The sequence below is a fragment of the Vibrio mexicanus genome, from assembly GCF_001012815.1.
Lineage (GTDB): Bacteria > Pseudomonadota > Gammaproteobacteria > Enterobacterales > Vibrionaceae > Vibrio > Vibrio mexicanus.
Window position 1 is genome coordinate 109,999 of the sequence record NZ_JYJP01000109.1, and the last position, 14,736, is coordinate 124,734.

At 45.4% G+C, this 14,736-nt stretch carries 10 protein-coding genes and 2 pseudogenes; 7 read left to right on the top strand and 5 right to left on the bottom strand.

Annotation, left to right across the window (positions count from 1 at the left end):
- Window positions 1-57 precede the first annotated feature (57 nt).
- Window positions 58-975 carry a UDP-3-O-acyl-N-acetylglucosamine deacetylase gene (lpxC, locus tag UA76_RS16800; RefSeq protein WP_047048528.1) on the top strand — a complete coding sequence of 306 codons (918 nt, stop codon included), beginning with the start codon at window positions 58-60 and terminating at the stop codon, window positions 973-975.
- Window positions 976-1,093: 118 nt separating this feature from the next.
- Here the strand turns inward: lpxC and UA76_RS16805 are convergent, their stop codons facing one another.
- Entirely contained in the window at window positions 1,094-1,555 is a 462-nt protein-coding gene (locus UA76_RS16805; protein WP_047048711.1) for a DUF721 domain-containing protein, read from the bottom strand.
- A 319-nt stretch (window positions 1,556-1,874) separates the two neighbouring features.
- Here UA76_RS16805 and secA point away from each other — a divergent pair, with 319 nt between their 5' ends.
- The 6 genes and pseudogenes from secA to UA76_RS16835 all read left to right on the top strand — a co-directional run bounded on the left by secA (window position 1,875) and on the right by UA76_RS16835 (window position 12,079).
- Window positions 1,875-4,604, top strand: coding sequence for a preprotein translocase subunit SecA (gene secA, locus UA76_RS16810; RefSeq protein ID WP_047048530.1), 2,730 nt, complete (start codon window positions 1,875-1,877; stop codon window positions 4,602-4,604).
- A gap of 87 nt (window positions 4,605-4,691) precedes the next feature.
- Window positions 4,692-5,099: an 8-oxo-dGTP diphosphatase MutT gene (gene mutT / locus UA76_RS16815; RefSeq protein WP_047048713.1), complete on the top strand. Its 408-nt coding sequence runs from the start codon at window positions 4,692-4,694 to the stop codon at window positions 5,097-5,099.
- Between the two features lie 349 nt (window positions 5,100-5,448).
- A complete protein-coding gene (gene dapB, locus UA76_RS16820) occupies window positions 5,449-6,258 on the top strand; it encodes a 4-hydroxy-tetrahydrodipicolinate reductase (protein ID WP_047048533.1) in 810 nt (269 codons plus the stop codon).
- Window positions 6,259-6,738: 480 nt separating this feature from the next.
- Window positions 6,739-7,878, top strand: a complete 1,140-nt coding sequence (gene carA, locus UA76_RS16825) for a glutamine-hydrolyzing carbamoyl-phosphate synthase small subunit (RefSeq protein WP_047048536.1) — start codon at window positions 6,739-6,741, stop codon at window positions 7,876-7,878.
- Window positions 7,879-7,894: 16 nt separating this feature from the next.
- Window positions 7,895-11,124, top strand: a pseudogene (carB, locus tag UA76_RS16830) (carbamoyl-phosphate synthase large subunit).
- Window positions 11,125-11,294: 170 nt separating this feature from the next.
- A pseudogene (locus tag UA76_RS16835) lies at window positions 11,295-12,079 on the top strand (TSUP family transporter).
- Window positions 12,080-12,093: 14 nt separating this feature from the next.
- Here UA76_RS16835 and UA76_RS16840 read toward each other — a convergent pair.
- The 4 genes from UA76_RS16840 to grcA form a co-directional block, all read right to left on the bottom strand.
- Complete coding sequence (locus UA76_RS16840) at window positions 12,094-12,648, bottom strand: flavodoxin family protein (RefSeq protein WP_047048538.1); 555 nt, start codon at window positions 12,646-12,648, stop codon at window positions 12,094-12,096.
- 1 nt (window position 12,649) lies between these two features.
- The gene (locus UA76_RS16845) at window positions 12,650-13,072 is read right to left on the bottom strand and encodes a VOC family protein (protein WP_047048542.1); all 423 of its coding nucleotides are present in this window, start codon (window positions 13,070-13,072) and stop codon (window positions 12,650-12,652) included.
- A complete protein-coding gene (locus UA76_RS16850; protein ID WP_052772079.1) occupies window positions 13,069-14,034 on the bottom strand; it encodes a questin oxidase family protein in 966 nt (321 codons plus the stop codon). The genes UA76_RS16845 and UA76_RS16850 overlap by 4 nt, the downstream gene beginning before the upstream one ends.
- 206 nt (window positions 14,035-14,240) lie before the next feature.
- Window positions 14,241-14,618, bottom strand: coding sequence for an autonomous glycyl radical cofactor GrcA (gene grcA / locus UA76_RS16855; RefSeq protein WP_047048545.1), 378 nt, complete (start codon window positions 14,616-14,618; stop codon window positions 14,241-14,243).
- Between the last annotated feature and the right edge of the window lie 118 nt (window positions 14,619-14,736).

A 14,736-nucleotide genomic window follows, 5' to 3' on the forward strand; every position in this document is an offset into this window, starting at 1 on the left:
TCTTGGTCGAAAATTACATCGGCCGAGTTTTGTGGCACTGATATTGAGGCATTATAGATGATCAGACAACGTACTCTGAAAGAGATAGTGAAAACAACTGGTGTGGGTCTCCATTCTGGTCGTAAAGTAACACTGACTCTTCGACCTGCTGCTGCAAACACAGGTATCGTATATCGTCGCACCGATGTAAACCCGCCTGTAGACTTTCCTGCAGACCCTGAGTCTGTACGCGACACTATGTTGTGTACAGCGCTTGTTAACGATGAAGGTGTTCGTATCTCGACGGTAGAGCACTTGAACGCGGCATTGGCGGGTATGGGTATCGACAACATTATTGTTGAAGTCGATGCTCCGGAAATTCCAATTATGGACGGTAGCGCAAGCCCATTCGTGTACTTGCTACAACAAGCAGGTATCGAAACATTGAATGCACCGAAACGATTCATTCGAATCAAGAAGCCTGTACGCTTCGAAGACGGTGACAAATGGGCTGAGTTTGTTCCTTTCAATGGCTTTAGAATGGACTTCGAAATTGAGTTCAATCACCCAGCAATTGATGGCGATGAACAGCACCTGCGATTTGATTTCTCATCGCAAGGTTTTGTGAAAGAGATTTCTCGCGCTCGTACTTTCGGTTTCATGCGTGACATTGAATACTTACAGTCTCAAAACCTATGTTTAGGCGGAAGCTTTGATTGTGCAATTGTACTGGATGAGTATCGCATTCTTAACGAAGAAGGCCTTCGTTTCGAGAACGAATTCGTTACACACAAAGTACTTGATGCAATTGGCGACCTATACATGTGTGGTCATGCAATCATTGGTGAGTTCCGTGCTTTCAAATCAGGCCACGGCTTGAACAACCAACTTCTTCGCGCAGTACTTGCTGACCAAGAAGCTTGGGAATGGGCAACCTTTGAAGAAGAAGTCGGCTCTCCTGTTGCTTTTGCGGAACCTAACATGGTGTTAGCGTAAGACAACGTTTAGAACAGAATTTAAAAGGCTAGGTGAAAACCTAGCCTTTTTTGTATCTGTCGCTTTTTCTGTATCTGCAGTTCAGGCCCTACTTAATGTTCCAAACAGCTAGCGTTGTTTACTGGCTTTTATCGGCAAGTTTGGCTAATCGTTCTAAACGCGCTTTCACTTTTGGAGGCGCAGCGGTCGCGGCCATCAATAGTGCCTCAGCAGCGTTATGAGAAATAGGTGGCCGAGCAGGGGCACTTGGTTTATCTGCGTGATTAGAGGTATTTCTATAAAGTTCGGGATTAACCTTGAGCTCGATTGAAATCAGACGAGCGTAGCCTTTGCTGCGTAACTGGTTCAGTATATTCAGTCGGTCGTAGTCGAGCTTCATTTTAAGGCTAGCGTTTGCCACTTCGATGATTAGGTGACTGCCTCGCACATTCGCAACCCGGCAATGTTCAAGGGCACTCTTGGGCAAAATTGCCTGCAAGGCGTTACCAATCTCTAAAACCTCTTTCGCATGCTCTTGGATTTGAGACAGTTTAGAGTCAGAGATAAGCTCTTTGGTTAAGGTAGGTCTATGGTCTCTCATGGCAATCAATTCAAGGGCTGACACGATCAAGTGTAATCGATAGCAAAGCGAGTAGATAGGGCTTAAAAGCGTATTCTTTGAGCAAAACATAAATAAAATTTTAGTATGCATCAAACAAATCAATTTGCTATTGGTCGTAGAGCTCAAAATTCCTTACACTAAGCCGCATTATTTCTAACTGTCACCTTGAAATCTAAGTTTGTCATCGCAATATCTGTGATACATGATTTAACTCAGTATCCTTAGTTACAAACTGGAAGAGACTGAAGGTATTTTTGATAGATCCGGTGCGGTCTAAGTAAAGAGAGATTCACAGCAAATGATAGCTAAGCTACTGACAAAGGTATTTGGTAGTCGTAACGATAGAACGCTACGTCGCCTGCGAAAAATTGTAAAAGAGATTAATAACTACGAGCCGCAGTTTGAAGCTCTATCGGATGAAGAGCTAAAAGCGAAAACTGTCGAGTTTCGTGAGCGTCTAGAGAAAGGTGAATCATTAGATAACCTGCTACCAGAAGCTTTCGCGACGGTACGTGAAGCGTCTAAGCGTGTTTACGGTATGCGTCACTTCGACGTACAGCTTATCGGTGGTATGGTACTGAATGCTGGTCAAATTGCAGAGATGCGTACTGGTGAAGGTAAAACCCTGACTGCAACTTTGCCTGCATACCTAAATGCTCTTCCAGGAAAAGGCGTTCACGTGGTTACTGTGAACGACTACCTCGCAAAACGTGATGCTGAAACAAACCGTCCACTATTTGAATTCTTAGGGATGAGCGTTGGCGTTAACGTGCCAAACATGCCTCCACAAGAGAAGAAAGAAGCCTACCAAGCAGACATCCTGTACGGAACAAACAACGAGTTTGGTTTCGATTACTTACGTGACAACATGGCATTTCGCAGTGAAGACCGTGTTCAGCGTGCTCGTTTCTTTGCCATCGTCGATGAAGTTGACTCAATCCTAATCGATGAAGCGCGTACTCCTCTTATCATCTCTGGTCCAGCAGAAGATAGCTCTGAGCTATACACTCGCATCAATACTCTGATCCCACACTTGAAGCGACAAGAGCAAGAGGACTCGGAAGAGTACCGTGGTGACGGTCACTACACTCTGGACGAGAAGTCTAAGCAAGTTCACTTGACTGAAACGGGTCAAGAGTTTGTTGAAGAGTTGATGATTAAGAACGGCTTGATGGAAGAGGGCGACACACTTTACTCTCCAACCAACATCAGCCTATTGCACCACGTGAATGCGGCACTTCGAGCTCATGTTCTGTTCGAGAAGAACGTGGACTACATCGTGAATGAAGATGGTGAAGTGGTTATCGTTGATGAACATACTGGTCGTACTATGCCAGGTCGTCGTTGGTCTGAAGGTCTTCATCAAGCGGTTGAAGCGAAAGAAGGCGTTAAGATCCAAAACGAAAACCAAACACTTGCGTCAATCACCTTCCAGAACTTCTTCCGTCTGTACGAGAAACTGTCTGGCATGACAGGTACTGCAGATACAGAAGCGTTTGAATTCCAATCTATCTACGGTTTGGAAACGGTTGTTATCCCAACTAACAAGCCAATGATTCGTAACGATATGCCTGATGTGGTTTACCGTACCGAGGCGGAAAAGTTCAACGCAATCATCGAAGATATCAAAGATCGCGTTGCGAAAGGTCAACCAAGCTTGGTTGGTACTGTAACGATCGAAAAATCTGAGCTTCTATCAAACGCACTGAAGAAAGCGAAGATCAAACATAACGTTCTTAACGCGAAGTTCCACGAGAAAGAAGCGGAAATTGTTGCTGAAGCGGGTATACCAGGTGCGGTTACTATCGCAACCAACATGGCTGGTCGTGGTACCGATATCGTGTTGGGTGGTAGCTGGCAGGCAAAAGTTGAAGCGCTAACGAATCCAACTCAAGAGCAGATCGACCAAATCAAAGCAGACTGGAAAGTCGTTCATGATCAAGTACTAGAAGCGGGTGGTCTACACATCATCGGTACTGAACGTCACGAATCTCGCCGTATCGATAACCAGTTACGTGGTCGTTCTGGTCGTCAGGGTGATGCGGGTTCATCTCGTTTCTACCTATCTATGGAAGATTCATTGCTGCGCATCTTTACTTCTGACCGTATGGCGAGCCTAATCCAGAGTGGTATGGATGAAGGTGAAGCAATCGAATCGAAAATGCTTTCACGCTCAATTGAAAAAGCACAGCGTAAAGTAGAAGGTCGTAACTTCGACATCCGCAAGCAGCTTCTTGAGTACGATGACGTTGCCAACGACCAGCGTAAAGTAGTTTATGAGCTGCGCGATGAGCTAATGAGCGTTGATGATATCAGCGACATGATCTCGCAAAACCGTGAAGATGTAATCACTTCAGTGATCGACGAGTTCATTCCGCCACAATCTCTGGAAGATATGTGGGATGTGGAAGGTCTTCAAGAGCGTTTGAAGAACGACTTCGACATCGATGCTCCAGTTAAACAGTGGTTAGAAGACGACGATAAGCTTTATGAAGAAGCGCTTCGTGAGAAGATTCTAGAAACTGCAGTGGAAGTGTACAAAGCGAAAGAAGAAACCGTTGGTGAGACTGTTCTTCGTAACTTCGAAAAATCAGTTATGCTTCAGACGCTAGACACGCTATGGAAAGAGCACCTAGCGGCGATGGATCACCTTCGTCAAGGTATTCACCTACGTGGCTATGCTCAGAAAAACCCGAAACAAGAGTACAAGCGCGAGTCGTTTGAACTGTTCGAAGGTCTACTCGAGTCTTTGAAGTTTGATGTTATCGCGATTCTTTCTAAAGTTCGTGTTCAACAGCAAGAAGAGGTTGAACGCATGGAAGCCCAGCGCCGCGCTCAAGCTGAAGAAGCAGCGCGTCGTGCACAGGCTCAACATGCAAATGCACAAAATCCACTTGCAGAAGGTGATGAAGCTGAGCAAGGTGCTGCACAACCTATGGTTCGTGATGAGCGTAAAGTGGGTCGTAATGAGCCTTGTCCATGTGGTAGCGGCAAGAAGTACAAACAATGTCACGGTAAGATCTCTTAAAGATTGAAGACATTGATGCAGTAAAGTATTGCTGACAAGTAAATGATCAAGAGTCGCCTAGGCGACTCTTTTTTTGAGGAAATTTTAATGAAACGAGTTCATATCGTCGCTGGTATTATCTTCAATGCCGATAAGTCGAAAGTGTTTATCACTAAGCGACCAGATGACAAGCACAAAGGTGGATTTTGGGAGTTTCCCGGTGGCAAAGTTGAAGCTGGCGAAAGTATTGAAGCTGCGATGGCGCGAGAGCTAAATGAAGAGATTGGTATTCAGGTGACGCAGCAGTCGCCTTACGAACACTTTGAATTTGATTACACCGATAAGTCGCTCACTTTTGACTTTATCCTTGTCTCTTCTTTTGAAGGGGAGGCCTATGGCAAAGAGGGTCAACAAGGAGAGTGGGTAGAAGTGTCCAATCTTCCGGCATACACATTTCCAGAGGCAAACACACCAATCGTTGAAAGAGTTGTGAAAGAGTTTACTATACCCAAGTAACCTCAAGATACGTGTTTCAGCGAGAATTGCCTAGCTTGCAAACGCGGCAACGATTCGAGAATCTAGTGGTTCTAAATTAAGAATCGTTAACAAAGTGTGCGAGCTAGGCAAACTCGCCCTCTGGGAGCGTGTCACTGTTTCAATTTCAGCGTTAAATGACTTGGAAATAACGCGTTATTCCGCTGCGCCATTTGCCTTGAACTAGAATCAGTGACCTCGCACTGAATCCTGTATCTTGAAGTCACTTGGGTATTAAGTCTAGCCAGCGGATTGGATTGTTGATAGGTTAGTTAGATTGGTTAGGAATGAGGTGTTTGAACACCTTGTACAGAATGAATGGAGAACAGCAATGGTGAAAATTGCAGTCGCAGGAGCGGCAGGGCGCATGGGGCGAAATCTCGTCAAAGCAACGTTAGCTAATCAGCAAGCAAGATTCGGTGCAGGTTCTGAGCGACCAGAGTCTTCACTCGTTGGCGTTGATGTTGGTGAGTTATGTGGTGAAGGCAAGCTGGACATCGCATTGGTCGATGATCTAGAAAAAAGCATCGAAGAATTTGATGTGATCATAGACTTCACTGCGCCAGCAAGCACTTTGGCAAATCTAGAGCTGTGTAAAAAATACGGCAAGAAGATCATCATTGGCACAACCGGTTTTACAGATGAAGAGCGCAGCTTGATCGACGAGTTCGCAAAATCGGTTCCAGTTGTTATGGCTCCAAACTACTCAGTGGGTGTAAACCTAGTATTCAAGCTACTTGAAAAAGCGGCGAAGGTTATGGGTGATTACACTGACATCGAGATTGTCGAAGCGCACCATCGCCATAAAGTCGATGCACCTTCAGGTACTGCGATTGGCATGGGTGAAGCGATTGCAGGTGCAATGGGCAACCAACTAAATGATGTTGCGGTCTATGCTCGTGAAGGTATCACAGGTGAGCGAACTAAAGATGAGATTGGTTTTGCGACTATTCGTGCAGGTGACATTATTGGTGAGCACACTGCGATGTTTGCTGATATTGGTGAACGCGTTGAGATCACTCACAAAGCGACCGATCGCATGACATTTGCCAACGGTGCGGTGAAAGCTGCGGTTTGGTTGAATGAAAAACAGGCTGGTTTCTATACCATGACCGATGTTTTAGGTCTCAATGACATCTAATACATATTTATGCGCCAGACTTGTCTGGCGCTTTTCTTATCTAGCTATATTTCGCTTCCAATTAACTCTCCCCTTCATCCTTAGATATCTCTACTTAATTTATTATTTACCTCTTTTATTGTGTTTTTTTGCCTTAACTGGTCAAAAGATCAATTAAACTGTCTATTGTTATCGGTTGCGCGAATTTATAAAGGCGATATGGTTAGTGATGGATGTTCGACTGAGGTTATGGAGTGAATTTTTTTGATTTCGACCACTCAAAGGTTAGTAAACATGTTTTTTTAACCTTTTGAGAAGGAAAATTGCATATAGAGCCTTAAAAGAGATAATTATTTATCATTGTTAGTTGACACAAGTCACAGGCATCACTAGAATACCGCCAATTTGTCTAATTTCCATAAAAACGCTATTTATGGCGTAAAAGGAAGGTAGATTTGCAAATTAAATCAATTTTAATGCATTTTTATTCTGGAGGTTGTCTTGAGTAAGTCAGCACTGCTAGTCCTAGAAGATGGGACAGTATTCCACGGTGAGTCCATTGGAGCAGATGGTTCTGCTGTTGGTGAAGTCGTTTTTAACACCTCGATGACGGGGTACCAAGAAATCCTCACTGATCCTTCCTATTCTCAACAAATCGTTACTTTAACTTACCCTCACATTGGCAATACCGGAACCAATTCCGAAGATGAAGAATCCTCTTCAATTCATGCACAAGGCCTTGTGATTCGCGATCTCCCTCTTATCGCTTCTAACTTCCGTAATGAACAATCTCTTTCTGATTACTTAAAGTCGCAAAACATTGTAGGTATCGCTGATATCGACACGCGTAAGCTGACTCGTATTCTTCGTGAAAAAGGTGCGCAAAACGGTTGTATCGTTGCAGGTAACAACCTTGATGAAGCATTAGCACTGGCTAAAGCTAAAGAGTTCCCTGGCTTGAAAGGAATGGATCTTGCGAAAGAGGTTACAACAAAAGAAGCGTATCAATGGAAACAAGGTTCGTGGACGCTTACGGGTGGACTTCCTGAAGCGAAAGCAGATTCAGAGCTGCCATACCACGTTGTTGCCTACGACTTCGGTGCAAAACGCAACATCCTGCGCATGCTTGTTGACCGCGGCTGCCGCCTAACGGTTGTTCCGGCTCAAACTCCAGCTGAAGAAGTACTAGCAATGAACCCAGATGGCGTTTTCCTATCAAACGGCCCTGGTGACCCAGCTCCTTGTACTTACGCAATTGAAGCGACAAAAGTATTCCTAGATAAAGGCCTACCAATCTTTGGTATCTGTCTTGGTCACCAAATCCTTGCTCTAGCGTCTGGCGCTCAGACAGTGAAGATGAAGTTTGGTCACCACGGTGCAAACCACCCAGTTAAAGACCTAGATCGTAACGTTGTAATGATCACGTCTCAAAACCACGGTTTTGCTGCAGACGAAGAGACATTACCAGAGAACCTACGTGCGACTCATAAGTCTCTATTCGACGGTACTCTACAAGGTATCCATCGTACAGATAAGCCAGCGTTCAGCTTCCAAGGTCACCCAGAAGCGAGCCCAGGTCCACACGACGCTGCGCCACTATTTGACCACTTTATTGAACTAATTAAACAGCACAAAGCGTAATTCGGAGTCTTAGACAATGCCAAAACGTACTGACATTCAAAGTATTCTTATTCTTGGTGCTGGCCCGATTGTTATCGGTCAGGCTTGTGAGTTTGACTACTCTGGCGCGCAAGCGTGTAAAGCGCTTCGTGAAGAAGGTTACCGAGTTATTCTGGTTAACTCTAACCCTGCAACTATTATGACTGACCCAGAGATGGCGGATGCGACTTACATCGAGCCAATCCAGTGGGAAGTGGTTCGCAACATCATTGCGAAAGAGAAGCCAGATGCAGTACTGCCTACTATGGGTGGTCAAACTGCGCTTAACTGTGCTCTAGATCTTGAAAAGCACGGTGTGCTTGAAGAGTTCGGCGTTGAGATGATCGGCGCAACTGCAGACGCTATCGATAAAGCAGAAGACCGTTCTCGCTTTGATAAAGCGATGAAATCTATCGGCCTTGAGTGTCCACGTGCAGACACTGCGAAAACCATGGAAGAAGCTTACGCTGTTCTAGATATGGTTGGCTTCCCTTGTATCATCCGTCCATCATTCACTATGGGTGGTACTGGCGGTGGTATCGCTTATAACAAAGAAGAGTTCGAAGAGATCTGTCGCCGCGGCCTAGATCTTTCTCCAACGAATGAACTTCTAATCGATGAATCACTTATCGGTTGGAAAGAGTACGAGATGGAAGTAGTTCGTGATAAAGCGGACAACTGTATTATCGTATGTGCGATTGAAAACTTCGATCCAATGGGTATCCACACGGGTGACTCAATCACAGTTGCACCAGCACAGACTCTAACTGATAAAGAGTACCAACTGATGCGTAACGCATCGCTAGCAGTACTACGTGAAATCGGTGTTGAGACAGGTGGTTCAAACGTACAGTTTGGTATCAACCCGAAAGATGGCCGTATGGTTATCATCGAGATGAACCCACGTGTATCTCGCTCTTCAGCTCTAGCGTCTAAAGCGACAGGTTTCCCAATCGCTAAGATTGCTGCGAAGCTGGCTGTTGGTTTCACGCTTGATGAGCTAATGAATGACATCACTGGCGGCGCAACACCTGCATCGTTCGAACCAACTATCGACTACGTAGTCACTAAGATTCCTCGTTTTAACTTCGAGAAATTTGCAGGCGCTAACGACCGTCTAACGACTCAGATGAAGTCTGTTGGTGAAGTTATGGCTATCGGCCGTAACCAACAAGAGTCACTACAAAAAGCGCTTCGCGGCTTAGAAGTTGGCGCGACTGGTTTTGATGAAATGGTTGACCTAGATGCACCAGATGCACTGTCTAAAATTCGTCACGAACTAAAAGAAGCGGGCGCTGAGCGTATCTGGTACATTGCAGACGCATTCCGCGCTGGCCTATCTGTTGATGGTGTTTTCAACCTAACGCAAATCGACCGTTGGTTCCTAGTTCAAATCGAAGAGCTTGTGAAGCTAGAGGAAGAGCTAAAAGCGAAAGGCTTTGCTGGTCTTGATAAGCAAGAACTGAAAAAGCTTAAGCGTAAAGCTTTGCTGATGCTCGCCTATCGAAGATCCTAGGTGTAGCAGAAAGCGAAATTCGTCGTCTACGTGATCAGCACGATATCCACCCGGTTTACAAGCGCGTTGATACGTGTGCGGCGGAGTTCTCATCTGATACGGCTTACATGTACTCATCTTACGATGAAGAGTGTGAAGCGAACGCAACTGACAAAGACAAGATCATGATTCTTGGTGGCGGTCCAAACCGTATCGGTCAAGGTATCGAATTCGATTACTGTTGTGTACACGCAGCGCTAGCACTTCGTGAAGACGGTTACGAAACCATCATGGTTAACTGTAACCCAGAGACAGTATCAACCGACTACGACACGTCTGATCGTCTGTACTTTGAACCAGTAACGCTGGAAGATGTACTGTCTATCGTTCGCGTTGAAAAACCAAAAGGCGTTATCGTTCAGTACGGTGGTCAAACACCACTGAAACTGGCTCGCGCACTAGAAGCGGCTGGCGTGCCAATCATCGGTACTAGCCCAGATGCAATCGACCGTGCAGAAGACCGTGAGCGTTTCCAAGTTGCTGTTGAACGTCTAGGCCTACTACAGCCAGAAAACGCGACAGTAACAACAATGGAGCAAGCGGTAGAGAAATCTCGCGAAATCGGTTTCCCATTGGTTGTACGTCCTTCATACGTTCTTGGTGGTCGTGCGATGGAAATCGTATACGACGAGCAAGATCTACGTCGCTACTTCAACGAAGCGGTAAGTGTTTCTAACGAATCTCCAGTACTACTTGATAGCTTCCTAGACGACGCGGTTGAAGTCGATATCGATGCGATTTGTGATGGTGAGCGCGTAGTAATCGGCGGTATCATGGAGCACATTGAGCAAGCAGGTGTTCACTCTGGTGACTCTGCATGTTCACTGCCTGCTTACACGCTAAGCCAAGAAATCCAAGACGTGATGCGTGAGCAAGTTGAGAAACTGGCGTTTGAGCTAGGTGTTCGTGGTCTAATGAATACTCAGTTTGCCGTTAAGAACAACAAGGTTTACCTAATCGAAGTAAACCCACGTGCTGCACGTACAGTACCGTTTGTATCGAAAGCAACAGGTGCACCAATCGCTAAGATTGCTGCTCGTGTAATGGCAGGCCAATCTTTAGAGTCGCAAGGCTTCACTAAAGAGATCATCCCACCATACTACTCGGTGAAAGAAGTTGTTCTACCGTTCAACAAGTTCCCAGGTGTTGACCCACTGTTAGGCCCAGAAATGCGCTCAACAGGTGAAGTTATGGGTGTGGGTACGACATTTGCTGAAGCTTACGCGAAAGCAGAACTAGGTTGTGGCAATGTTTACCCAGAAGGTGGTCGTGCACTACTGTCAGTTCGTGAAGGCGACAAAGAGCGCGTTGTAGACCTAGCGTCTAAGCTTTCAAAGCTTGGCTACCAGCTAGATGCAACACACGGTACTGCGGTAATCCTAGGTGAAGCAGGTATCAACCCACGTCTAGTGAACAAAGTACACGAAGGTCGTCCGCACATTCTTGACCGTATCAAGAACAACGAATACACCTACATCGTGAACACGGCTGCTGGTCGTCAAGCGATTGAAGATTCGAAAGTTCTACGTCGCGGTGCACTAGCTGAGAAAGTGAACTACACAACAACGCTAAACGCAGCGTTCGCAACGTGTATGGCTCACACAGCTGATGCAAAGACATCGGTAACATCGGTTCAAGAACTTCACGCGAAAGTGAAAGCTGACCAAGCATAATTGGTTATCTTGAGCATTAATCTGAAAGCCCGCTATTAAGCGGGCTTTTTGTTTTAATGAGAGAATTAACCAAATCCTAATCTTACGGCTCTAGACGCAGTTGGAATAAGCTGTCATGTTTAGCAGCTTGCTCTGTTTGCCAACTTACTTATTGTAATACCAAGGGATTTATGGAACTGACTTTCGAAATCTTCGCACTGCTATTTGCCGTCGCTACTGTGGCTGGGTTCATCGATGCAATGGCCGGGGCGGTGGGCTATTAACCTTGCCTGCACTTTTGGCCGCAGGCGTTCCGCCAACGCAAGCGCTGGCCACGAATAAGCTACAAAGCTCTTTCGGTAGCTTCTCCGCGAGTTGGTACTTTGTGCGCAATGGTTTAGTCAGCATTAAAGAGATGAAGTGGGCGATAGTCTGCACCTTTGTTGGTTCCGCTCTGGGGGCTGAACTGGTGCAGTACATTGATGCCAGTTTGCTCACCAGCCTAATCCCTATTTTGCTGATTGCAATATCGCTCTATTTCTTACTAGCGCCACAAACCAAAGAGTCAACCAGTAAGCAAAAGATGTCGGAGTCTTTGTTTGCGCTTTCCGTGGGTGGCGGCGTGGGTTTTTATGATGGCTTTTTTGGTCCGGGAACGGGCTCAATTTTCACCGTCTGTTTTGTGGTGATTGGGCATTTTTCACTTGTCGATGCAACCGCTCGAACTAAAGTGCTGAACTTCACTTCGAACATCGCGGCGCTTCTATTCTTCATTCTAGCGGGCTTGCCTGTGTGGGAGCTGGGTTTAGTAATGGCACTTGGTGGTTTCCTTGGTGCTCGTTTGGGCGCCAAAGTCGTAATTTCAAAAGGTCAGAAGTGGATTCGCCCTCTGGTGATTGTGATGTCTATGCTCATGGCCATTAAACTACTTTGGTCCGAGCATAGCGACTGGGTGCTTTCCTTCATTGTTTCTTAAATCGAGCCAAACGGCTATTTAACTAACAAGGCAATGCGTTTACCGAAATGGTGAGCAGTCTCTAAATCATTTGGATGAAGTTGCCCATTTTCGTCGTGACTGGACACCAAGCCAATACTTGAGCCGGTTCTGTTTAGGCCAAGTTCGTCAACATGAACTGACGTGTCGAGCCCTGCCCAAAGCATTCCGTGTTGATTGGCTAATACGAAGAAGCTTAACAGGGTTTGTTGCTGCTCTCCGTTGATACTGCCACCTGAAGTAAAGCCTGCGGCAATCTTGTCGCGCCAAATCCCTTTGCAGTAACTGTCGCTGCTTGCGTCCATGAAGGCTTTAAACTGTGCAGCAGCACTGCCCATGTAGGTTGGGCTGCCAAATAGGATGGCGTCATATTCGCTAAGCTCGTGGAACACTTCAGTCTTGCTATAGCGACCAGCTTGAATATCATCGCCCACTATTTCAAACAAGGTTGGCTGTACGTCGCACTGTTCCACTCCCTCGGCTACTTTTGTTGCGATTTGTTTGGTATTACCGCCATGAGAGAAGTAGACGATTGCAATTTTTGTTGCCATATCAAGCCTCCTCATAGCTATTTTTTAGGCTTGGTTCTGTTACCACGTACTCAACAAATTCCCACTCAATACCGTCTTGGTCGAACACGTAACAACGCTTGCGATAGGTTTCATCCATGACTTCATCATCGTTTCGAAACCCTGCGGCGATTAAACGTTGTGACACTTCATTGATGTTATCTACAACGAAGCCAACATGGTTCAAACCAAGATCATTGTATGCTTCGCGCTGACAAGTTTGTACGTGCTCCGGTTCAGGTTCTTGCAAGGCAAGGTAGCTATCTTCTGTACCTAGATGACACCATCGCTTGGTGTTTTTCCCTTGATGTCGAATTTGAAAGTCCGGCATGGCGGTTTGCAGAAAGTGAATCGTTCTCTCTAGGTTCGTGACGGTAATGTTGGCGTGTTCGACAAAGGCTTTCATAGGCCCTCCTGTTGTAATCGCATTTCGATGGCTTGCTGATAGTTTTGGTTAGGGAAGCGACTTGATAGCCAATAGCAGCTGTAAGTCACCTTAATTGTGTGATCATCTGAACTAGAAAAAGCTCGGGAAATCATTGCCCTCCAAGAATCTAACTGCTGACTCTCCGTCTTATCCTTGATCAGTATTCTGGGTTGAAAAGGCTTTTGAGTGGTGCTGAAGGCAGCAACGTAAGCTTGCCAGAACTGCCTAAGTGCGAGCTCTTTGTCACTCATGTATGGAAGTAGATGGTTAAAGGCGTGAAAGCCTGTCACACCATGGAGCAGAGTGAAGTCATTAGTGTGATAGAACTGCTGCAAGATGAATTCAGCCACTTCTTCAAGCGTAAGAGACGACGGAGATGAGGAGATAAGATGAAAATTCGAATGGCGGACAGCTTCATTGATTCGATCATCAATGATCCCCGGTTGAAAGTGGTGATCACCAAATAGTCTGGCGGCAAAGTTAAGTTGCTCTTCGGCAGTGTATTGATCGCTGATTTCGAACTTAGGTAAAGGAGTGTATTGATCTTCCCAGTAGATCAGTGCGAGTGCGATCTCCAAATGGCTATCTGCTTGAACCGCATAGCTTAACCGAATCAGTGCATGGAAGGCTGCTGAACCAAAGTTAGCGCTAAGTGCTTCAAGTTTCTTTTTTAATACTGCACCCACGTCATTTTCGGAGAATCGTGAGAGGTATGACTCTATTCGCGCATCCAGTAAATTTTGCTGACTGTGATTTAGCGTGGTTAATCGCGGAGTGTACTGCTGAATAAAGTGATTTATGATCTCTGTTTTTGCATTGAGTTGCTTGTAGGCGATCACCGTCATTGGGAGGTGATTGGTTAGACGATCACCGTATTCGAACGCAAACTTTGCGTTGTAGTGAAGAAAGTCTTCTAGGGATGAAGCCGATTTCAAAAACATAGCCAACTCACTTAGTAAAGTTATTTATTTATAAACTAGATTCTTTACTAATGTTTGTAAATAAAAAACTTTACTTAATTGATGATGTATTTGATTTTGCGATCTGTGATGGATTTTTGAACAGGGTGAGTTTAGAGACTGAAGATCAAAAAAAAGCGCCTTTCGGCGCTTTTTTAAATACTTACGTTAACTTGTTTTACTGTGAATTATAGAGACTCAGTAAAAGTACGAGCGATTACGTCACGTTGCTGCTCTGGAGTTAGAGAGTTGAAACGTACCGCGTAACCAGATACACGGATTGTTAGCTGTGGGTAGTTCTCTGGGTTTGCAACTGCGTCTTCTAGCGTTTCACGCTTAAGAACGTTAACGTTCAGGTGTTGACCGCCTTCGATTTTTGGTGCAGTTTCGATAGCAACTTCGCGGCTTTCGAACTCACCTAGATCAGATGCTGGAACAACTTGGTCTGCTTCGTAGCCAGAGTTTGCAGCAACACAACGCGCTTCGTTTTTCTCTGTATCTAGTAGCCAGATTGAGTTTAGTAGTTCGTCGTTAGCGGCTTTAGTAATTTGAATACCTTGAATCATCACTTTCTCCTATACACATAATTGTGTTGGTTGGTGTTAACTTTCTAATTTTTGTTAAGCGTATTTTCTACTTAGCTGATACCCACTATTTTAATATTGATTTACGTCAAAATACAAC